The organism is Archaeoglobus sulfaticallidus PM70-1, from assembly GCF_000385565.1.
GTDB classification, from domain to species: domain Archaea; phylum Halobacteriota; class Archaeoglobi; order Archaeoglobales; family Archaeoglobaceae; genus Archaeoglobus_A; species Archaeoglobus_A sulfaticallidus.
Genome location: NC_021169.1, coordinates 1,164,390 through 1,182,931 on the forward strand (window position 1 = coordinate 1,164,390; position 18,542 = coordinate 1,182,931).

The 18,542-nt window shown below is 41.9% G+C and carries 27 protein-coding genes; 14 read left to right on the forward strand and 13 right to left on the reverse strand.

All coding sequences use genetic code 11. The features are described 5' to 3' along the window. Positions 1 to 15: 15 nt before the first annotated feature. Positions 16 to 375: a response regulator gene (locus ASULF_RS06275; RefSeq protein ID WP_015590865.1), complete on the reverse strand. Its 360-nt coding sequence runs from the start codon at positions 373 to 375 to the stop codon at positions 16 to 18. A 60-nt stretch (positions 376 to 435) separates the two neighbouring features. Beyond that, positions 436 to 1,020 (reverse strand): archaeoflavoprotein AfpA, encoded by a 585-nt coding sequence (gene afpA / locus ASULF_RS06280; protein ID WP_015590866.1) that lies wholly within the window; start codon positions 1,018 to 1,020, stop codon positions 436 to 438. Positions 1,021 to 1,401: 381 nt separating this feature from the next. On the opposite strand from afpA, the gene ASULF_RS06285 reads away from it, so the two are divergent. The 10 genes from ASULF_RS06285 (at position 1,402) to ASULF_RS06325 (ending at position 9,845) form a co-directional block, all read left to right on the forward strand. Continuing rightward, positions 1,402 to 3,093 carry a DUF262 domain-containing protein gene (locus ASULF_RS06285; protein WP_015590867.1) on the forward strand — a complete coding sequence of 564 codons (1,692 nt, stop codon included), beginning with the start codon at positions 1,402 to 1,404 and terminating at the stop codon, positions 3,091 to 3,093. A gap of 154 nt (positions 3,094 to 3,247) precedes the next feature. Beyond that, positions 3,248 to 3,733: a tRNA (N6-threonylcarbamoyladenosine(37)-N6)-methyltransferase TrmO gene (tsaA, locus tag ASULF_RS06290; RefSeq protein ID WP_015590868.1), complete on the forward strand. Its 486-nt coding sequence runs from the start codon at positions 3,248 to 3,250 to the stop codon at positions 3,731 to 3,733. A gap of 126 nt (positions 3,734 to 3,859) precedes the next feature. Beyond that, positions 3,860 to 4,168: a nucleotidyltransferase family protein gene (locus tag ASULF_RS06295; protein WP_015590869.1), complete on the forward strand. Its 309-nt coding sequence runs from the start codon at positions 3,860 to 3,862 to the stop codon at positions 4,166 to 4,168. Then, on the forward strand, positions 4,165 to 4,335 hold the full coding sequence (locus ASULF_RS12305; protein ID WP_269077376.1) for a HepT-like ribonuclease domain-containing protein: 171 nt from the start codon (positions 4,165 to 4,167) through the stop codon (positions 4,333 to 4,335). The genes ASULF_RS06295 and ASULF_RS12305 overlap by 4 nt, the downstream gene beginning before the upstream one ends. A 40-nt stretch (positions 4,336 to 4,375) precedes the next feature. Further along, on the forward strand, positions 4,376 to 4,513 hold the full coding sequence (locus ASULF_RS12310) for a HepT-like ribonuclease domain-containing protein (protein WP_269077377.1): 138 nt from the start codon (positions 4,376 to 4,378) through the stop codon (positions 4,511 to 4,513). A 169-nt stretch (positions 4,514 to 4,682) separates the two neighbouring features. Beyond that, positions 4,683 to 5,153 (forward strand): hypothetical protein, encoded by a 471-nt coding sequence (locus ASULF_RS06305; RefSeq protein ID WP_015590870.1) that lies wholly within the window; start codon positions 4,683 to 4,685, stop codon positions 5,151 to 5,153. A 202-nt stretch (positions 5,154 to 5,355) separates the two neighbouring features. Then, the gene (locus tag ASULF_RS06310; RefSeq protein WP_015590871.1) at positions 5,356 to 5,979 is read left to right on the forward strand and encodes a biotin transporter BioY; all 624 of its coding nucleotides are present in this window, start codon (positions 5,356 to 5,358) and stop codon (positions 5,977 to 5,979) included. After that, positions 5,976 to 7,193: an ATP-binding cassette domain-containing protein gene (locus tag ASULF_RS06315; protein WP_015590872.1), complete on the forward strand. Its 1,218-nt coding sequence runs from the start codon at positions 5,976 to 5,978 to the stop codon at positions 7,191 to 7,193. The genes ASULF_RS06310 and ASULF_RS06315 overlap by 4 nt, the downstream gene beginning before the upstream one ends. Next, on the forward strand, positions 7,190 to 7,900 hold the full coding sequence (locus ASULF_RS06320; protein WP_015590873.1) for a hypothetical protein: 711 nt from the start codon (positions 7,190 to 7,192) through the stop codon (positions 7,898 to 7,900). Before ASULF_RS06315 ends, ASULF_RS06320 begins: the two co-directional genes overlap by 4 nt. A 58-nt stretch (positions 7,901 to 7,958) precedes the next feature. Next, on the forward strand, positions 7,959 to 9,845 hold the full coding sequence (locus ASULF_RS06325; RefSeq protein WP_015590874.1) for a S16 family serine protease: 1,887 nt from the start codon (positions 7,959 to 7,961) through the stop codon (positions 9,843 to 9,845). Here the strand turns inward: ASULF_RS06325 and ASULF_RS06330 are convergent. After that, the gene (locus ASULF_RS06330) at positions 9,830 to 10,936 is read right to left on the reverse strand and encodes a TIGR00297 family protein (protein ID WP_236609665.1); all 1,107 of its coding nucleotides are present in this window, start codon (positions 10,934 to 10,936) and stop codon (positions 9,830 to 9,832) included. The genes ASULF_RS06325 and ASULF_RS06330 overlap by 16 nt on opposite strands. A gap of 164 nt (positions 10,937 to 11,100) precedes the next feature. Here ASULF_RS06330 and ASULF_RS06335 point away from each other — a divergent pair, with 164 nt between their 5' ends. The 3 genes from ASULF_RS06335 to ASULF_RS06345 are packed head-to-tail and all read left to right on the forward strand — an operon-like array spanning position 11,101 to position 13,321. Further along, positions 11,101 to 11,715 (forward strand): undecaprenyl diphosphate synthase family protein, encoded by a 615-nt coding sequence (locus ASULF_RS06335; protein ID WP_015590876.1) that lies wholly within the window; start codon positions 11,101 to 11,103, stop codon positions 11,713 to 11,715. Between the two features lie 39 nt (positions 11,716 to 11,754). Beyond that, positions 11,755 to 12,261 carry an NTPase gene (locus ASULF_RS06340; protein ID WP_015590877.1) on the forward strand — a complete coding sequence of 169 codons (507 nt, stop codon included), beginning with the start codon at positions 11,755 to 11,757 and terminating at the stop codon, positions 12,259 to 12,261. Beyond that, positions 12,248 to 13,321 carry a tRNA (guanine(10)-N(2))-dimethyltransferase gene (locus ASULF_RS06345; protein WP_236609666.1) on the forward strand — a complete coding sequence of 358 codons (1,074 nt, stop codon included), beginning with the start codon at positions 12,248 to 12,250 and terminating at the stop codon, positions 13,319 to 13,321. Before ASULF_RS06340 ends, ASULF_RS06345 begins: the two co-directional genes overlap by 14 nt. Here ASULF_RS06345 and ASULF_RS06350 read toward each other — a convergent pair. The 7 genes from ASULF_RS06350 to ASULF_RS06380 form a co-directional block, all read right to left on the reverse strand. After that, positions 13,318 to 13,542, reverse strand: coding sequence for a hypothetical protein (locus ASULF_RS06350; protein WP_015590879.1), 225 nt, complete (start codon positions 13,540 to 13,542; stop codon positions 13,318 to 13,320). The two genes, ASULF_RS06345 and ASULF_RS06350, sit on opposite strands and share 4 nt — an antisense overlap. 42 nt (positions 13,543 to 13,584) lie before the next feature. Continuing rightward, positions 13,585 to 13,935: a helix-turn-helix domain-containing protein gene (locus ASULF_RS06355; protein WP_015590880.1), complete on the reverse strand. Its 351-nt coding sequence runs from the start codon at positions 13,933 to 13,935 to the stop codon at positions 13,585 to 13,587. Between the two features lie 123 nt (positions 13,936 to 14,058). Next, positions 14,059 to 15,204: a nicotinate phosphoribosyltransferase gene (locus tag ASULF_RS06360; protein ID WP_015590881.1), complete on the reverse strand. Its 1,146-nt coding sequence runs from the start codon at positions 15,202 to 15,204 to the stop codon at positions 14,059 to 14,061. A gap of 12 nt (positions 15,205 to 15,216) precedes the next feature. Next, a complete protein-coding gene (locus ASULF_RS06365) occupies positions 15,217 to 15,507 on the reverse strand; it encodes a MazG nucleotide pyrophosphohydrolase domain-containing protein (RefSeq protein ID WP_015590882.1) in 291 nt (96 codons plus the stop codon). 17 nt (positions 15,508 to 15,524) lie between these two features. Further along, positions 15,525 to 16,340 carry an imidazole glycerol phosphate synthase subunit HisF gene (hisF, locus tag ASULF_RS06370; RefSeq protein WP_015590883.1) on the reverse strand — a complete coding sequence of 272 codons (816 nt, stop codon included), beginning with the start codon at positions 16,338 to 16,340 and terminating at the stop codon, positions 15,525 to 15,527. Between the two features lie 9 nt (positions 16,341 to 16,349). Continuing rightward, a complete protein-coding gene (locus tag ASULF_RS06375; protein ID WP_015590884.1) occupies positions 16,350 to 16,622 on the reverse strand; it encodes an acylphosphatase in 273 nt (90 codons plus the stop codon). Between the two features lie 120 nt (positions 16,623 to 16,742). Next, complete coding sequence (locus ASULF_RS06380) at positions 16,743 to 16,934, reverse strand: 4Fe-4S dicluster domain-containing protein (protein WP_015590885.1); 192 nt, start codon at positions 16,932 to 16,934, stop codon at positions 16,743 to 16,745. A gap of 115 nt (positions 16,935 to 17,049) precedes the next feature. On the opposite strand from ASULF_RS06380, the gene ASULF_RS06385 reads away from it, so the two are divergent. Next, complete coding sequence (locus tag ASULF_RS06385) at positions 17,050 to 17,283, forward strand: AF1514 family protein (protein WP_015590886.1); 234 nt, start codon at positions 17,050 to 17,052, stop codon at positions 17,281 to 17,283. 4 nt (positions 17,284 to 17,287) lie between these two features. Here the strand turns inward: ASULF_RS06385 and ASULF_RS06390 are convergent, their stop codons facing one another. The 3 genes from ASULF_RS06390 to ASULF_RS06400 are packed head-to-tail and all read right to left on the reverse strand — an operon-like array spanning position 17,288 to position 18,409. Beyond that, positions 17,288 to 17,758 carry a 50S ribosomal protein L11 gene (locus ASULF_RS06390; protein WP_015590887.1) on the reverse strand — a complete coding sequence of 157 codons (471 nt, stop codon included), beginning with the start codon at positions 17,756 to 17,758 and terminating at the stop codon, positions 17,288 to 17,290. 4 nt (positions 17,759 to 17,762) lie between these two features. Further along, positions 17,763 to 18,215, reverse strand: a complete 453-nt coding sequence (locus ASULF_RS06395; protein ID WP_015590888.1) for a transcription elongation factor Spt5 — start codon at positions 18,213 to 18,215, stop codon at positions 17,763 to 17,765. Between the two features lie 11 nt (positions 18,216 to 18,226). Next, complete coding sequence (locus ASULF_RS06400) at positions 18,227 to 18,409, reverse strand: protein translocase SEC61 complex subunit gamma (protein ID WP_015590889.1); 183 nt, start codon at positions 18,407 to 18,409, stop codon at positions 18,227 to 18,229. Positions 18,410 to 18,542 lie beyond the last annotated feature (133 nt).

The following is an 18,542-nucleotide window of genomic DNA, read 5'->3' on the forward strand; positions in this document are numbered from 1 at the left end:
TAAATTATAAATTTTTTATATTTTCATATTAAGGTACTTTTCAACAATTTCGTTAAGCTTTTTCCTTGTTATTGGCTTTGGTATGATGTCTAGAGCTCCAGCTTCAAGCATCTCGTCCCCTCTAATCGGGGCGAATGCTGTTATCGCAAGAATCTTGGCTTTTGGATCTTTTTTGAGAATTTCCTTGGTCGCCTTGACACCATCCATCACCGGCATCATGACATCCATCAGCACGATGTCTGGCTTGTGCTGAAAGTACTTTTCCACCGCGGCTTTTCCGTTCTCTGCTTCAATGACCTCGTAATCTGAGAGCATTGACGCCAGGATACCTCTAAGCAAGTCATCATCATCGACAAGCAGAACCCTTGGCTTCATGGTCTTTCGAAGGACTTTTTAATATTTTAGTTTTTGGTTTTGATCGTCAATCAGTCTCAATCAATCCTTCCTGAGTAGTCTATAGTGCTTTTCAAAAACTGGTGGTATCTCTTGTGGACTTTCGAGAACAAAGATACCATCCATTTTTCGCAACCTCTCAACATGCTCAACATCTTCTTTTCTAACCCTGATCTTCAGGAGTTTGCCGTTCGGGAGCTTGGTAAGCACCTCTCCGGCTTTGTAGTCCGTAGGGAGGATATAGAGTGGAACATAAGCCTTCAAACCCATTAAAGCCGAGTTCGTCAGCAGGGTATCTGCTATGCCCAGACTTATCTTGGCAGTTGTGTTTGCAGTAGCGGGAGCGATTATCATGAACTCAAACTTTCCGGTCTGAATCTGGCCAGCGAGAAATGGGGAGTTGGCGTTCTTTTCAACATATACTTTCTCAAAAGAGCTTTTAAGATCGTTATATATCCTATAGAACTTCATCACCTGCTCTCCAGCTTTAGATAAGTAAACCCTGATTTCCAGATCATCGTATTTGCTGTTTATCTCCTTCATTATTGCGAGAATCTCTTCAAGTCTGTCACCAGCACCGGTAATTCCCCACGCAACTCGCATAGTTTTTTCTTCAATTTCTTCCATAAATCAAGTCTGAAAGGTGAATTAAAAACATTTCCAGATGGGGGCTGTGTCTATCATCTCGCTTCATTTATATTAATTCTCAACAAAAATTCTCAGAGCATAACATAAAATCCTCAAAAGAATCTCTGTTGCTGTTTATTTGCGATACATGTAGGAGTTGTTGAGATATAAATATTCCAAAAACGACAGAAATTTATACTTTATGTGAGTTTAAAGAATTTGAGTAAGATTAAGAGCCTCTGGACATGCTGAGAGATGGAAAGCATCTGGAATGAGTATGTATGCAATGCGGATATAACCTCCAGTTTAGAGGTATATACGCAAGGGTATATGAACAAGTTGTCCGAAGTTCGGCTTGGTGGCTAAAATGGTGGTGAAATTATGAGAAACAAAAAAGAAACTATCAGAAAATTTGTGAGCTTGATTAACAATGAAGAAGAACAGGGCGGTCTTTGGTTGCCAAATATCCAACGATATTTTATCTGGAGTAAAGAACAGATAGAAAGGCTCTTTGATTCAATAATGAGGGAATACCCTATAGGAAATCTTTTAATTTGGAAAACAAAAGAACCCGTAAAAATGAGAAAATTTATCGATAACTATAGAGACGGATTAAAACTAACTGATTTTTATGTTCCAAAAAATGAAAAAATAAAGTTGCTTGTATTAGATGGGCAGCAAAGATTGCAAAGCCTGTTCATTGCTTTAAAAGGTAGCTATAATGGAGATGAATTGTATTTCAATGTGTTAAGTGGAAAAGAAGAAAAAGAAGATGTTAAATTTGAATTTAAATTTATAAATCCCACTAAAGCTGATATAAAACAAGGATGGGTGAAAGTAAAGGATATCGTATACGACAATAGGGAATACGATGAGATTGCAGAAAATATTGTCGAGAAAATTGAAACTAAAAGACCTCTATCTCCTCTTTCTGAAAAGGAGAAAAGACTCATAAGAAAAAATGTACTGAAACTTATTAAGGAATTCAGAGATAAAGAGAATATAGCGTACACAGAGTTGGATAGCGTAGACAATCCAGAGATATATACACTAAATGACGTAGTTGAAATTTTTATAAGAGCAAACTCTGGAGGCACTCCTTTAAGTAAGTCAGATCTAATGTTTTCTCTTCTAACAGCAAATTGGGAGGAGGTAGAGGAAGATTTAACAAATTTCTTGGAAGAACTTAATGGGACAGCATTTGATTTTGGTAGAGACTTTGTGTTAAAGACGAGCCTTATCCTCATTGGAGCTGGGGCAAAATACGATGTAATGAAATTTAGAAAAGAAAAAAATTTGAAAGAATTGCAAAATAATTGGGAAGAAATTAAAAAATCAATCAAAGAAATTAAAGATTTTCTTTGTAAATATACATTCATAAGAGATGATAAAGCACTTCCAAGCTACTTAGCTTTAATTCCATTAATATACTTCAATTACAGATATCCCGAGAAATGGAGACAGTCTAATAAAGAAACATTAGCAAAATGGCTCACAAGAGTGCTTTTGACTGGTGCGTTTTCTGGAAGCTCGGATACTTTATTAGATGCTCTTATTAGAAAAATAGATGAGAGAGGAGACTTCGACATAGGTACTATTAACGCTGAAATTATAAATAGAGGTAGAACGATAAGCATATCGGAGGATTCTCTTTTAGATACATATTATGGAGACAAGAAGTTGTATCTCATATTTGCTTTGTGGTATCAGGATGTTAATTTTAAACCCGCGTATGAAGGAAATCTCCCATGGGTGGATCATATTTTTCCTCAATCTAAACTAAAAGAAATTAAAGAAATAAATCCAGAAACAGGTAGAAAAATTATGAAGTATAAATGGTGGGATAGAGACCAAATTGCGAATTTAATGCTTCTTTCTGCTGAAGAGAATAGAGATGAAAAGAAAGATAAATTACCACAGGAATGGCTAAGGGATAAAGATGATGAGTATTTCGAAATTCATTTGATTCCAAAAGATAGAGAATTATGGAAAATAGAAAACTATGAAAAGTTCATAGAGGTACGGAAAAAGCTGATTGTAGATAAATTTAAAAAAATGGGGTTATTAACATGACGTTGCCGAGCCAAACTCTCCGTTTGCTTCAGTGCTATAGCACTTGGATAACAGGCGGATAGGTGGCTTAGCTATGCTACGCCCAAATTTGCTTCGCAAACTTCACATATCCCCAGAACACTATCGGAAATCGCATGTATAAAGGGATGAAATTATGGGTGAGATAAAGTATAAGCCAATAGGAATCATTCATTCTCCATTCAAAGAACCCAAAGGAACACCTATACAACCCACTGCTGCTAGAGGTATTGATGGAGCAGTTGAGGTATTCCCGGAGTATGCTGAAGGCTTAAAAGATCTTGAAGGTTTTTCTCACATCATTTTGATATACCACTTCCATTTAGTCAAAAAACCGTCGTTAAAAGTAAAGCCGTTTATGGATAACCAAATACGTGGAGTATTCTCAACACGAGCTCCAAGCAGACCGAATCCAATCGGTATTTCGGTAGTGCATCTTGTCAGGATTGAAGGAAACATACTATACATTCGAGATGTGGATATTGTAGATGGAACTCCTCTTTTGGATATTAAGCCCTATGTCCCTGAATTTGATGTGAGAGGGGTTGAGAAGATAGGATGGCTTGAGAAAAATGTGCACAAACTTTCAACATCAAAAGACGATGGGAGATTCACAGAATGATTGTGGACACGAGGTTATGCTTTGCTCCGCCCAAGCCCTTACGGGCCTCGCATACCAGTGAAAATGAAATGCCCATGCCCACTTTGGAAAAGGATTTAAAAGTTGAAGTAGAAATTAGGTGCGAATATGATAAGGGATATATCAGTTGATGGAATAAAAAGAATCCTCAAAAAACATGAAAAGGAGCTAAAAGAGAAATTCGGAGTTAAAGAGATTGGCGTGTTCGGCTCCTATGTAAGAGGAGAGCAGAAAAAAGATAGCGATATTGACATCCTCGTTGAATTTTATCCACAAACAGAGATGGATTTAATAAAATTTGTTGAGCTTGAAGAATATCTATCTGAGTTATTGGGAATAAAAGTTGATCTGGTAATGAAGTCTGCCCTTAAACCACGGATAGGGAAGCGGATATTGAAAGAGGTTGTTTATATTTGAAAAGAGAAGCCGGTGACTTTGTTGAAAATATCGTTAATGCTATGAATAAAGCGTTAAAGTTTGTTGAAGGTATGTCTTATGAGGAATTCGCCAAAGATGACAAAACTATTTTTGCCGTTATCAGGGCTATTGAAATAATTGGAGAAGCTGTAAAAAAACATACCTGACGATATAAGGAAGAAATATCCCGAAATTCCTTGGAAGGGAATGGCTGGAATGAGAGACAAAGTTATCCATGGCTATTTTGGAGTAGATATAAAAGTTGTGTGGGACACTGTTATAAAGAGAATTCCGGAAGTCAAACCACTGTTTGAGAGGATGTTAGAGGAGCTGGAGGAGAAATAAATTGACGCTGGTGGGCTTTGGCTTTGCGTGCTTCGCACTTTGTTCTATCGGGATCACTTAACAGCAGACATACGGCTCCCGTTCACTCCGCCCAAGTTCGGCAAAGCCGTACGGTTAAAATTATAATGTTTCTTGTTAGAGGGGGTGTTGTGAAGATGGAGGGATACTCATGGGAAAAAGATTTCTTATTTTTAACGTATTAGTTGCATTAGTATACATGGTTTTGGCAATTCTAATTTCGTTTATATTTGCTTTTCCTGGTTTTGGTGTGTTGATTTTACCGCAACCATTTCTGGATGTCGTTAGAGGAAGATGGACTCTAGCTTACAATCCTGTAAGCTTATCAGCTATTCCATGGGCTTTCTATATAATAGCGATCCATTGCGTGTATTATAATTATCTTGGTAAGTCTTATCTGTCGGATGTTCTGTCGGATGTTAAAGCACCAGTACTCGGTGGCATTTCCGTTTTAGTTCTAAATTTAATACTTATTCTAACAGGATGTTCAGATATAGATTTACACATTCTGCTTTTAAACTACATGTCTGAACCCATATATTGGATATCTGCTATACTTGTAAATGTAGTGGTTGAAGGTATAGCATTTAAGATTGCCAGAAAGATTAGTATCCCGAATTAACTTTACACCCGAGCAAACCTGTGCGAGGAAGCTAACAAACAAGGACATACCCAGAATAGTGAAACAATGGCTGAAAGGAAAACCGGTAAGAAATAGCTGGATTTTTCACTGCAAGGCAGAGAATCGATAATAATCAAGTTCAGAGAAACAGGCAAACCCCCCAGATGAGAAACTTTTTTATTCTGTAAACCTACTTTGAAATATGGTTGACAGTAGTAGAACCCTGAAGATGGTACTGGCAACATCGATGGCCGTTTTTACAGGAATAACTGCCCAGCTAAGCTTCAAGATTGGTGTAATACCATATACGATGCAGAACCTCGGTGTTGTGCTCTCAGGACTCCTGCTCGGGCCATACTGGGGATTCATTTCCCAGATAATATACCTGATCCTGATAGCGATTGGTTTGCAGCTCGGAGCTGGATTTAAAGGTGGAATAGCAGTCTTCTTCGGCCCAACTGCAGGATATCTGCTGACCTTCCCGATAGCATCAGCACTGAGCGGATACTTCAGAAGAATTTTCTGGGATGATAGTAAGAGAGGTTACTTTCTGACCTGGCTTGGTAGCGTAATCGCTTTCATACCAGTATATCTTGCAGGATTTGCAGTTTTCTACAGATTCGCAACAATAAATCCAGCATACATGAAGTTTGCGGTAAATGCAAGCTCCATTTTGGGAAGTTTTGATCCTTTAATCGCTGTCTTCATTGCAACAACCGTCATATACATGCCACAGGACTTCATTATAGATCATGTGCTGGCGATAGCAGGCTACAAATACATCAGGGAACTGATAAGGCAGAAGAACATTAGAGGCCTGGCATGAGGGATGGAATACTCCTGAGAAACCTGTCCTTTGGATACGGCAATAGCAGAAAGATAATCGAGAACCTTTATTTCACAGCCGATTACGGTGAGAAAATATTCGTGAGAGGCTGCGTTGGCTCAGGGAAAACGACGCTGTTCAAGATAATATCCGGACTGATTCCAGTATTCTATAACTGCAGAATATCAGGAGATGTTATGGTTTTTGGTGAAAACAGTCCAGCAAACTTCAGAAAGCATGTATATCTCGTCCCGCAGAATCCTGAGGAGCAGATAATCTTTGAAGATGTTGAGGATGAAATTTTCTCCGTCTCACATGATCTGAACCTCGTTAAGAGGTTTAACGCAGATCATCTGATCAGCAAAAAAACATCGGAGCTTTCTGATGGTGAAAAGCAGCTGGTGACTCTCATTACAGCCTTTGCCTCCAAAAGAGAATGCATAATTCTGGATGAGCCTTTCTCCCACCTGCACCCAAAGAGGGTTGAAAAGCTGATAGATTATGTTCTGAGCTACCGGGGAACCATAATCTTTTCCGACAAGAGATACGACTTCTTGAAAAGGTTCTCAAGAGTTGTTCGGGTTGGTGGGGTTGACTGCGACTATGGCTGTGAACCTCAAATGGAGATCTGGAATACAGAGATTGGTGAGAAGGTTCTTGAAGTTAGGGATCTATCGTTTGCATATGGAAGCAAAACCATACTGAACTCCATCAACCTCGATTTACGCAGGGGAGAGGCTATTTCGATAGTTGGAGATAATGGAAGTGGGAAAACCACACTTCTAAAGGCCATAAGTGGAATTCTGAAGGCTGATGGAGTTATTGTCAGAAAGGGAAGAATTTCGCTATCCCTTCAGTATCCAAACTACAGCTTCACAGAGAGAACTGTTGCAGAGGAATTGAGCTTCAGTAAAGACATTCTAAAAACTATTATGGGATCTGGAATATTAACGGAAGAATTGCTACCCAAGCATCCACATTCGCTGAGTGCTGGAGAATCGAAACTTGTTTCTGTGCTTAAGGCTTTAAAGGGAGATATAGTGCTGCTGGATGAACCTACAGTCGCTCAGAACTACGAATTCGGAATGAGGATTATAGGACTCATAAAAAAACTCGGTAAGAGTGCCATAATAGCAACCCACGACTTCAGGCTCGCTGAGATGGCTGATGTCGTTTATGAGCTTAAAGGTGGAGAACTAAAGCTGAAACCATGATAGCAGGGATATTCAGAAGGTTCGAGAGGTTCACATCATCTGGAAATGATGTGCTGGATGCAAGAGTGGCTATGCTTTTCATTCTGTTTTGTGTTGTTCTCATGGGTTTCAATTTCACCCTAAGCATGTTCACGGCAACAATACTCCTCTGCTCGCTGTATCTGGCTTTAACTTCAAACCTGAACAGGCTGATCAACAGCCTCTACTTCGCCCTGCCGTTCATTGCGTTCTTTTCAGTCTCAACCCTGCTTTTGACCTCAAATGCTTATGGGGCGATGCTGAACGCTTTATACATCCTGTCTTTGCTATCCTTAAGCTCGATAATGCTTTCTATACCGTCAAAGAACATCCTAATGGCCTTGAGGTTTTTCAGGCTCCCGGAAAGATATGCTCTGATGGTGTTGATTGCCTTAAGGCTCGTCAACATCTACACCAGAGATCTGATCAACATAATTGAGCTTTATTCAGTGAACAGAGACTACAAAAACAAGCTGGACTTCTACAGGAAAATTGTGAAAGCTTTCGTATCTATACTCATCCTCAGAGCTTTGAGCGTGTCTGAAGCCATATACATGAGAGATATCAACTTAGCTCTTGAGAGAGAGCAAAAATTCGGGTGGAGAGAAGCTTACCTAATCTTGGCATCTGCAGTCTTGTTTTGCTTAGCAGTATTCAGTTTTTTTCTCAATATTTCGATAAATAATTAGAGAACCGTATGGTAATTACAACCCAAAATATTTATTTGCAGCTGAAAAACCTATATCTATGCGGTTCAAAATTTTGTTAATCTCAGTAATGCTTCTACTTCTCATCCCGTTAGCCGAGGGAGAGTTTGTAAATGCCAAAGAGGTTACGATCAAGGCTGTTGCTGTCAAAAGCACTCAACCACCAGAGGGAGCTGTTATAAACATCTCAGTCATCGTCACCTCCGGAAAGGGACGGGTTTTCGTCTCAACCATCCCCTACACACAGATAGACATGCAGGGCAGTGCTCAACTGGCAGCCCTAACAGCATGTGATCTGCTCGGCCTGGATTTCACAAAATACGATTTCTTCTTCACAATCAAGGCTGATTCTCCAATTGTTGGTGGCCCATCTGCTGGTGGGGTGATGACCGTTGCTGTAATATCAGCTCTCAAAGATCTGAAGATCGAAAACGATGTTTATATGACCGGTATGATATATCCCGATGGCTTCATAGGCCCTGTTGGTGGTATCCCATACAAAATGAAGGCTGCTGCAGATATGGGGGCAAAGATATTTCTCATACCAAAGGGACAGCGAATAGTGAAAGTCCAGGAGACTGTTGAAGAGAGAAAGGGTCCTTTAATAGTCGTGAGAACTCAGACAAAAGACCTCGATCTGTACGAGTACGGAAAGGAGCTTGGGGTAAAGGTTGTTGAGGTTGAAACCGTTCAGGAGGCTTTGGCTTACTTCACTGGCTACACGATATCGAAGCCGAAAGGGAAAGTTAACCTCTTCAAGTACTCCGAACTCCTGAAAAAGCTTGCAGACAGGATGGAGAAGGACACGAGGAACCTGTATCAGACTGTAGAAAGCTATGGAGTAAGAAACAGTCCTGATGAGCTTAACAGAGCCAAGCAACTGATGGAGATGGCTGAAGAGAGTTACGGGAATGGAGATTACTACACGGCAACAAGCAAGTACTTTCAGGCAAAAATTGAACTCAGAAAGATATACTATGAAATGGTGATAAGAGATGAGAGTGATCTTGAGAGAGAGATCAATGACATCGGGAAGGAAATAAACGCAACCAAGAGCTACCTGCTGTCTCAGGAAGACATTGGCATCGAATCCCTCCAGATTTTCGGTGCTGCACAGGAGAGAGTTACCCTAGCTGAAAACTACCTCTACCTCGCCAGAACTTCAGAGAACAGAATGATATACTACCTGGCGTTATCCAAGGAAAGAGTTGAGAGTGCAAAAGTATGGCTTTCACTGCTTGAGACTATAAAAGAAGATATACCGCTCAATCTGGACGATGTCAAAAGGAGGGCTGAGCTGTATCTGAGCCAGGCACAATCCATAGCGGTTTATGCAAACCAGATTGGTGGTTATCAGAGCCTTATCGATGGGGCTGAAGATGACATGGACAGTGCAAGGAAGCAACTTGAGGAGGGATTCTATGCTGGAGCGGCAGTTTCTGCCATGAATGGAATGGTCAAGGCGAGTTTGTCCATAGAGCTCATTGGAGCGGACAAGAGTTCGATAGATTCGAAGATAAACTCCGCCAGAAAAGCCTCAGAACAGGCAATAAGCGAAGCTGAGGAATACCTAACTCCCGTGCTGTCTGTTGCATACTACGAGTTCGCCAAAACCATGAAAAACGACACATTGGAGAACAAAATCCTGAAGCTGTCGTACTTCAAGCTCTCAGAGAGATTGGCGAAGTGGATGCTCTCACTCTCCAGATACTATCCTGAGTCGAATGTTGTGAAAGTCGAGTACAACCTCGAAGAGCTGAACAACTACAGCGAACCTGCAGCAAGTCCAACAGTTCCAAAACTGCCAACCTCAAACGATGTTGAGAAGATTATCGAGGGAATCGAAGCCATACCATCGTTCACAGCAGTAATGTTCGTTGTGGCAGTAGTGATCTCAGCCACATATATGACCTATAAGAGAAAATAGCAGAAAACAACCGTGCTCAGGGTAGCCAGGAAGTTAACACCGGAATTTGTTAAATATCCCTTTTTTTCAAGCGTGGCTCCAAGAACGCTATCCACATGAACGCCTAAGAGTCCAGAAATTAAGGCAACCATGGCCTGCTTTACGGTTAAAATCGACAGGGCTATTGCGAGCATGGCAACTATAAATGATCCCAGAAATGCTGAAAGCTCCCCTTTTACTGAGATCCCGCCACTCACTCCAGCATTAACCCTTTTGAAGTTCGTTATCAAGTAAACTCTATCAGATGTCTTTCCGATCTCACTTGCCATCGTGTCTCCAAGAGCTGCTGCTATTGAGGCCACAAACGATACCAGAAACAGTTCTCCCCCAAAAACACCATAGTTCATGGCAAAAAACAAAGCGGGAAGGCTATTCGCAAAAACATTCGCATACCCTCTCGCTCCTCCTGCTGGTTCTCCAACGCCAAGCTTTTGCTTCAGAGAATAGCGATACTTTGTGGCGAAAGAGCCGATAATGTAGAAAGACAGCAGTATCCCGAAGAACCTTATATCTGTGAACACGATCATCAGCGTTCCTATCAGCGTGGCACTCATCAGCCCGCTCTCATCAGCTATTCCGGATTTCATGGCAAATATGCTCAGAATCAGGGAGATCGCAAATGCAAAGATCAAATGCTCGAATGATGCTGAGAAGCCGTATATATTGAAGATCAGGAATACCGTATATACGGCGAGCATAGTTGTCGTTCTCTTATCGCTCTCAACATCCACACTCTCCACAAGCGATGCAGTTAAGCCACCAATCAGAGACAAAAAGAAGAGGAATTCGTAGTTAAGGTTAAAGCCGAGTACCTTAAAGTAGAATACGAAATATGCAAAACTGAATGTTGAGAACAGCATTATGTTAAAAAGGGTTTTTTTCCTAAGTTCATAAGCTACCAGGATGAACATAGCTGCTCCAGCGATGTACTTCAGCTTGAAAGATGCCAGGATTAAGATGAGTGCGAGCAGATACGAGTTCAGATATGAACTCTCTCTGTTAAGGTTGTAGATTCCAATTCTCAGCCTGTCGCCCATGAAATATGCGTACATCAACACTACAATCGAAAACAAACCGACCAGAAGTTTTGGGTTGCAAAAAGGCATTAGCAGTGATGGAATTAATATGATTGCTGGAGGAAGCAAGCTCTCCTTCAAATTCGTTTCTTGGTTCATTGGGGAAATGTTAAGTATTCCCTTATTTTAAAAATCTACCGATGATTGATTTCGTAAGAAAACTGTACGAAAAAAAGCTTGAAAATAATATAAGAAAAGAGAATATACCAAAACATATTATGATTATTGCAGACCATAATGAGTTTTTCGAGTTTAGCAAGACATTCAACAGGTTCAAAAATTATTCAAAAAAATTTGGCGTTAAGCTGGTTACAATATGTTTGAACGCAGAAGACCCTGAAAGCATCAGGGACAGAATTCTGTCAGTGTTTTCTGATGAATGTGTGAGAATAATCACACCGGAAAACGAGTTCGTGAGAAATCATGGTGGGTGTGGGTTCTGGATCAACTTCATAATAGGATATGAGGGAAAGAGCGAGATTGTGGATGCTGTAAAAAAGATTGCTGCTGAAGTTAAGGAAGGTAAGCTGAGGATAGGTGAGATAACCGAGAAGGACATAGAAAAGCACCTCAAGATCAAAAATCCGCCCGACCTGATAATAAGAGCCGGAGAGAAAATTCCGGAGTTTCTGTTGTGGCAGAGCATATACAGCGAACTGTACTTTCTGGACGCTGACTGGAGGAATTTCAGATACATCGACTTCCTGAGGTGTATCAGAGAGTATCAGAGGAGAGAGAGAAGGTTCGGAAAATAGAGGGTAAGATTTTTCTAACCAGCCAGCCAAACAGCCTGTGTGAAAATCGCGATTACAGGAAGGCCCGGTTCTGGCAAAACAACTCTTTGCAAGAGAATATTCGATAGCATCAAGGATGAATTCGATTGTGGGGGATTCATAACAAAGGAGAGAAGGGAAAAGGGCATTAGAGTTGGATTTCTGTTCCACGATCTGGTTACCGGAGAGGAATTCTGGCTTGCAAGTGTTAAATCGGACAGCAGGATCAGGGTTGGGAAGTATGGTGTTATACTGGATAATATCGAAAAAATATCTGATAGGATAAAGGAGTACGCGAAGAAAGAAGTCCTAATAATCGATGAAATAGGTCCCATGGAACTGAAGAGCAGAAAGTTTGTTGAAGAGGTTGAAAGAGTTTTGCACAGAGATGGAACGAACATATTCACTATACACTACAGATCAAACCATTCCCTAATCCAGAAGGTGAGAAAAAGCTATCAGGTTTTTGTGATCGATGAGCATAACAGGGATATGGTTTTTGAGGAGATCGTGAGTGAGTTCAGATAACATGATATCCGAGGGCAAAGCTAAGGCAACAGTCAATGGGGTTTTCTATAACCCGAGAATGAAGTTCTGCAGGGACTTCGATATTGCAGTATTCAGGGCTATCCATGAAAAGGAAAGAATGGTCAGATACTTAGATGCTCTCTCTGCCAGCGGAATAAGGGGGATCAGAGCCTGTCTTGAGGCTGGCTATGATGTGAGCTTCAACGACATAGATGAAAGGGCTGTGGAAACCATAAAGAGAAACCTCGAGCTTAATGGAATAGAGGCCGAGGTTTACAACAAGGATGCGAACATACTCATGCGGGAAAAGAGGTTCTTCCACATCGACATCGACCCCTTCGGCTCTCCAGCGGAGTTCATAGATTCAGCCTGCATTTATCCAAAATACCTCAGCGTTACAGCAACCGACACCTCAGCTCTCTGCGGCTCCTCAACCGCATCCGGCCTGAGAAAGTATGGGGTCTTTGCTGTAAAAACCGAGTACTATCCAGAAGTTGGGCTGAGGGCGTTGATTGGAAGGATATTCAACGAATCGGCGAAATATGATAAGGCTGTCAGGGTGCTGGTCGCATTCGCAAAAGAGCACTTCTACAGAGTCCATATTGAGTTCAGGAGGTCTCCAAATGCAGTCAAGAGAACTTTCAGCAAATATGGCTACCTCTTCCACTGTCCGAAGTGCTTGAGAAGGTACCATGTCAGAATCGGGGAGGGCATGGACAAATGCGAATGCGGAGAGAAGATGATAATGATTGGACCCCTCTGGCTGGGAGAGCTACACGACCAGAATTTTGTGGAGAAGCTTGAAAGCGATGAGAAGGAGGTCTCGAGGTACATTAACCTCATTAGAGGTGAGATCCAAACTCCGTTCTTCTACGACCTGCATCACATAACAAAAAAACTTAACACATCTCCACCAAAGCTTGATAGTGTAATCGAGGCTTTAAGAGAACTTGGATACTCTGCATCGAGAACGAGGTTTTCCGGAACATCCTTCAAAACAGATGCAGATATAAGCGAGATAGGAAGAGTTATAATGGACTTAAAGTCCCAGCCAAGTTAACCTTTCAGCCTTTCTTTTATCTCCTTCAGCTTCATCTCGCAAAACTGGAAAATCTCTTTTCCCTCTTCTTTGCTGAGCTTCCCCTCCGCAAGATACGATCCGATATAGGGATAAACGAAATTGTCAACCTCCCACTGTATTCTTTCATAGGTTATGTTCTTATCTACCAGCTCATCGAACATCCTTCCGAGCTTATCGATCAGTTCATCTTTCAGGGGCATATACAGAACATGAACCAAAAGAATAAAGATTTAACCCAAAACTTAGCTCTCGTTTGAGAAGCTATCTATCGCCTCACACCACTGAGCGATTCTGCTTTTTGCCAAACTCATCAATTTCTGTGGGTTTTCAGATATGTAGAGGTAGTTATACCCATTTGAAAAGTTCATCTTCTTTCTTTTCAAGAGGCCTTTTCTGTACAATTTCCCAACACACTTGTAGGCTGAGCTTTTCTCAATTCCAAACCTCTCCGAGATTTCATCGATGCTCATTTCCTTCCCAATCAACCCGAAATATATTTCCACCTCTGTTGCGTTCATTCCCAGAATTGCTGTAAGAATCTTATCGTTCTTCAACTCCTCCCTCAATTCCTCAAGCGTTTTTCTTTCATGCATTTATATATCACCCAGGCCATCATGGATATACTATGATCAGGTTATCAAATATTTTTAGGTTTCGGATTTTGTTAAATGAAAACAAAAATAGAGTTTATGTAATAAAAAATCTATGGTAATGAATCATTCGATGAAATCGTTTATTTTCCCAAGCTTTTTTATTATCTCCATCTGCCTGAGTGCAAGCTTTCTTGCCTCATCCATATCAGTATCTTCAACAACCTTTCCATTGCTGATTATCTTCCTCAGCAGAGGTTCTTTGCCTTCGACCTTCTCATCAAAAAGCACGACCTCATCTTCAAGCTTCTCCCAGTCCCTGTAAACCTGCTTCTTTCCACCCCTCTTTCCTCTCTTGGCCGAGAATCTTCCATCTCTCTCCACGATATCCATTGCAAAGTCTATCGGCTTCGCTCCAGCAATCATGGTTCCAACACCAAAGGCATCCACCAGATCCCTGAGCTCAACTATATCTCTAACGGATAGCCCACCGCTGAGGACGATCTTAACATCCTTCCTGTTTCTTATATCAAGCTCCCATCTTACTTCCTCTATGATCTTCCTCATGTTGCCCCTTCTCGTGCTTGGTGTGTCCAGCCTGACTGCATCAACACGCTCGAGGTTCTCCACGACCATCACAGCTTCGGTTTTTTCGTCGAAGTATGTGTCTATCAGATATGTTCTCGGTACATCCTCTGACACAACCTCGTCGAAAAATCTCCAAGCTTTAACCTGATCTCCAACAGAGATTATCAGGGCATGGGGCATCGTGCCTATGCTGTTGATTCCGAGATACTTTTCGGCTGAGAAGTTGCTCACGCCATCTACTCCACCAATGTAGGCTGATCTCTCTATGCATGCTGAGAGGGCTGGATGCTGTCTCCTCGTCCCGAATGACAGAACCTTCCTGTCTCCTGCAGAGAGCTTAGCCACAAAAGCCTGGGTTGCCACACCGCTCGCATGACATATGAGCCCGAGCAATGGGGTTTCGAACCTCGCAAAGTCGAGGTATCTGCCCTCGATGAACATGACTGGCTGGTGTGGGAAGAAAAGACAGCCCTCAGGCATGGAATAAACATCGATCGGTAAACCCTTCAGCAACTCAATAACATCATTCAATCCAGCAAAAATTCCCCATCTCGATGTTGTAACCTCGGCAACAACCTTCGGATTTATCCCCTTCTCCCTCAGAACCTTCTCAGTCCATATGAAGTACTTGTCAGTTGTTACTCCCTTTTTAATATCATCTTCACTAACGATGAGAAAGCCCATCAGCAACACCCCTCAGAAACTCTGACACTCGCAAACTTCCTTACCACATCTCCTGCAGTAACCGGGATACTTCTTAACTATTTCCTTTTCAACATCTATACCATAGAGGTTTGCAAGCGAGAAAATCCATGCCGTTATATCCGCTATCTCCTCACCGATGTTTTCAACATCATCCTTCCTCACAGCCTCCGCAAGCTCGCCAACCTCCTCAACAACCCACAGCATAGTCTTCTCTCTGCCCCTCGTCTTATCTCTCTCGAAATAGATCCTTCTGATCATTTCCTGAAACTCTCTTATCTTCATCAAACCCACCCGAACTCCTAAATTCTGACCGGTATTCCTTTATCCCTTAAATACTCCTTGATTGTCATGATCGGTATCTCTCTGTAATGGAATATGCTCGCGGCCAAGCAGGCATCGGCCTTTCCATCGGCAAACCCCTCGTAGAAGTGTTCCACCTTTCCAGCACCTCCAGATGCTATCACGGGGATGTTTACCTCTTCAGAAATCTTCCTGGTTATAGGTATGTCAAATCCATCCTTGGTTCCATCTCTGTTCATGCTTGTTAGAAGTATCTCTCCTGCGCCAAGCTCTTCAACTTGCTTAGCCCACGAAACTGCATCTATGCCAGTGGGTTTTCTTCCCCCATAGATTACAACCTCATACCAGGCTTTACTCCCATCTTCAAGCTCAACAAAATTTTCCCCTTTATCGAGGTCGAAATTCCTCCTGCAGTCTATGGCTATGACTATGCACTGCGAGCCGAAAATGTCCGAGGATTCACGGACTATATCTGGGTTCAGAACTGCAGAGGTGTTGATCGATACCTTGTCCGCTCCAGCAGACAGCAGTGAGTGGATGTCCTCAACACTTTTGATTCCACCGCCAACCGTTAGCGGAATAAAAACCTCATCAGAAGTTCTTTCGATCACATCGACCATCGTTTTTCTGCCATGAGGGGAGGCCGTAATGTCAAGAAAGACAAGCTCATCCGCTCCCTCATCGTTGTACCTCTTCGCAAGCTCTACAGGGTCTCCAGCCTCCCTGAGGTTGACGAACTCTATGCCTTTAACTACAGTAGCACCCTTTTCATCGAGTGTCACATCGAGGCAGGGAATTATTCTCTTGGCAAGCATAATATCACTTCAAAACGCTATAACGAAGCTATCATGCTCTCCGTTTGGCTGATATTCTTCAACCTTGATGTCTCTCACAACAGCACCTCTCGGCCCCTTTCTAAGCTCGGAGATGAATTTTTCTATCTGCTCACTTTCTCCCTCTGCTACAGCCAGAACCCTACCATCGCTCAGGTTCTTAACATAACCCTTAACTCCAAGCTCTTTTGCCAGTTTTCTCGTGAAGTATCTGAACCCAACACCCTGCACTATTCCACTAACATAAATCCTGACACCGATCATTGGAAGTATGATGTCAAGCAAAGTTTTTAAATGTTTTATTTTTGCCTGATTTTGAAACTCTTGCTGGACTAAAAAAGTAAAGGGAGTAATTTAAGGTCTGTAACTCAGATTAAACTCTGATTATTCGCAGACATCCACCTTTATTGCTCCCACCGGGCAAACCTCGACACAGGAGCAGCACTCTATGCACTCCTCAGGATTCACGGGTTCGGATTTCTCATCATCATCGAACTCATACACGCTTGCCGGGCAGACATTTATGCACTCTCCACAACTCGTGCACTTATCCTTATCTACAACTATGAAAGCCATATTACCACCCTATTAAGTATTGATCTTTAACTTAAAAAACTTTTCGAGTATGCATAATAATTTAAAATACTTTTTGATTAAAAAGAGTTAAATAGTTTAAGATCAAAACTGGACTATGGATACGGTTAAGGTATCGGTAGATCGGGATGTTGACTTCAATTTGGCCAGAAAGATGGCCGATGTTATCGCTGATGATGGAATGCTGGTGTCGTGGTTTGATGGTAAAAAGGGAACCCATTTTCCGGATGTCAAATGCTGTGGGGAGGACTCGTGGTTGGTTTATGGAAAATCGAGAGGTGGAAGCCTGCTGATAGAGATAAATGAGTATAAGTTTTTATATATAAAGTAAAAGGTTATTCTTCGATCGTTATCTTGCCCTCATCGATCTCCTTCTGGATCTCCTTTGGACTCCTGCCCTCAACGGTGACTCCCATCGACAGGCAGGTTCCGAGAACCTCTTTTACCACAGATTTCAGGTCGTAGCTGAGAACCTGGGCCTTCTTCATCTTCGCTATTTCCTTGATCTTCTCCAAGCTGATATCTCCAACAAATTCCTTGCCCGTCTTGCTCGATCCCTTGGTAATCCCGAGCTCTCTCTTAACCAGAGCTGTGACCGGTGGGATTCCGACTTCTATGTCGAAGCTTCTGTCATCATGGACTATTATCTTAACCGGAACAGACAAGCCCTGATATTCTTTAGTGGCCGCATTTATCCTGTCAACGACCTGTTTCACATTCAGTCCGAGAGGACCTATAGCGGGACCCAGTGGTGGACCCGGAGAAGCTTCACCACCCGGAACGAGTACTTCAACAACCCTTGGCATTTAATTACACCTCCTCACTTTTGTCTATAATCCTAACATGATCCGCCTTAACTGTGATCGGTATCGGAACCACAGCATCTATTAACTCTACCGTAATCTCATTCTTCGTCTCATCAACCCTCTTAACAACGGAGATCTCTCCTTTGAATGGTCCGGAGATAATTTCCACCTTGTATCCTTCCTTAATCTGCTCAGCAGCCTTTCTCGGCACGAGAAAGTGCTCTATCTCGTGAAAACCAACCTCCCCCTTGACCAGTCCTTTAACATGAGGTACGCCTCTAATCGCCTTCAAAACATCCTCGACATTTTCTGCTTCGACAAAAATGTAGCCCTTAACTTCCTTAGGAGACATTATAGCGTATACTGGCAACTGATACTTCTTTATGACCATCTCCATCAGATTTGCCACAACTTTTTCCTGATTCGCAGTCGTTTTCAGTAGGAAGAATCTGCTCATTTTTTACACCTTCACACCAGCTTGTTGATAAGTTCCAGTATGAGATATATCCCAAAGCCTATGATGCCCACCACGAACATCACAGCCAAAGCTACCTTTGTCGTTGTTATAAACTCTTCTCTGTCAGGTTTCCTTGTCATCTTGAGCAGGTTGTAGTAATCATGAAGCTTTTTCTGGAAATCTTTTTCAATCATGCATTCTTCATTTCACTGATGGGTATTTGAAATTTATTGTGGTTTTGATGCAGAGCTGAGTTGTTGATGCATGTTGCATGCGGTGATACCATAAAATTCATAAACCCCTTTGGAAGAAAATTTACAAGTTGTT

Bases quoted from the DNA above. Each gene is read 5' to 3' on its own strand.
- ASULF_RS12310 (WP_269077377.1), top strand. From the start codon at position 4,376: ATGGCTGGAATGAGAGACAAAGTTATCCATGGCTATTTTGGAGTAGAT.
- ASULF_RS06395 (WP_015590888.1), bottom strand. From the start codon at position 18,215: ATGAGCAGATTCTTCCTACTGAAAACGACTGCGAATCAGGAAAAAGTT.
- afpA (WP_015590866.1), bottom strand. From the start codon at position 1,020: ATGGAAGAAATTGAAGAAAAAACTATGCGAGTTGCGTGGGGAATTACC.
- ASULF_RS06385 (WP_015590886.1), top strand. From the start codon at position 17,050: ATGGATACGGTTAAGGTATCGGTAGATCGGGATGTTGACTTCAATTTG.
- ASULF_RS06350 (WP_015590879.1), bottom strand. From the start codon at position 13,542: ATGCCCCTGAAAGATGAACTGATCGATAAGCTCGGAAGGATGTTCGAT.
- tsaA (WP_015590868.1), top strand. From the start codon at position 3,248: ATGGGTGAGATAAAGTATAAGCCAATAGGAATCATTCATTCTCCATTC.
- ASULF_RS06355 (WP_015590880.1), bottom strand. From the start codon at position 13,935: ATGCATGAAAGAAAAACGCTTGAGGAATTGAGGGAGGAGTTGAAGAAC.
- ASULF_RS06380 (WP_015590885.1), bottom strand. From the start codon at position 16,934: ATGGCTTTCATAGTTGTAGATAAGGATAAGTGCACGAGTTGTGGAGAG.
- ASULF_RS06295 (WP_015590869.1), top strand. From the start codon at position 3,860: ATGATAAGGGATATATCAGTTGATGGAATAAAAAGAATCCTCAAAAAA.
- ASULF_RS06320 (WP_015590873.1), top strand. From the start codon at position 7,190: ATGATAGCAGGGATATTCAGAAGGTTCGAGAGGTTCACATCATCTGGA.
- ASULF_RS06285 (WP_015590867.1), top strand. From the start codon at position 1,402: ATGAGAAACAAAAAAGAAACTATCAGAAAATTTGTGAGCTTGATTAAC.
- ASULF_RS06360 (WP_015590881.1), bottom strand. From the start codon at position 15,204: ATGGGCTTTCTCATCGTTAGTGAAGATGATATTAAAAAGGGAGTAACA.
- ASULF_RS06325 (WP_015590874.1), top strand. From the start codon at position 7,959: ATGCGGTTCAAAATTTTGTTAATCTCAGTAATGCTTCTACTTCTCATC.
- ASULF_RS06365 (WP_015590882.1), bottom strand. From the start codon at position 15,507: ATGAAGATAAGAGAGTTTCAGGAAATGATCAGAAGGATCTATTTCGAG.
- ASULF_RS06310 (WP_015590871.1), top strand. From the start codon at position 5,356: ATGGTTGACAGTAGTAGAACCCTGAAGATGGTACTGGCAACATCGATG.
- ASULF_RS06305 (WP_015590870.1), top strand. From the start codon at position 4,683: ATGGGAAAAAGATTTCTTATTTTTAACGTATTAGTTGCATTAGTATAC.
- ASULF_RS06375 (WP_015590884.1), bottom strand. From the start codon at position 16,622: ATGATCGGTGTCAGGATTTATGTTAGTGGAATAGTGCAGGGTGTTGGG.
- ASULF_RS06330 (WP_236609665.1), bottom strand. From the start codon at position 10,936: ATGTACGCATATTTCATGGGCGACAGGCTGAGAATTGGAATCTACAAC.
- hisF (WP_015590883.1), bottom strand. From the start codon at position 16,340: ATGCTTGCCAAGAGAATAATTCCCTGCCTCGATGTGACACTCGATGAA.
- ASULF_RS06390 (WP_015590887.1), bottom strand. From the start codon at position 17,758: ATGCCAAGGGTTGTTGAAGTACTCGTTCCGGGTGGTGAAGCTTCTCCG.
- ASULF_RS06400 (WP_015590889.1), bottom strand. From the start codon at position 18,409: ATGATTGAAAAAGATTTCCAGAAAAAGCTTCATGATTACTACAACCTG.
- ASULF_RS06275 (WP_015590865.1), bottom strand. From the start codon at position 375: ATGAAGCCAAGGGTTCTGCTTGTCGATGATGATGACTTGCTTAGAGGT.
- ASULF_RS06315 (WP_015590872.1), top strand. From the start codon at position 5,976: ATGAGGGATGGAATACTCCTGAGAAACCTGTCCTTTGGATACGGCAAT.
- ASULF_RS06335 (WP_015590876.1), top strand. From the start codon at position 11,101: ATGATTGATTTCGTAAGAAAACTGTACGAAAAAAAGCTTGAAAATAAT.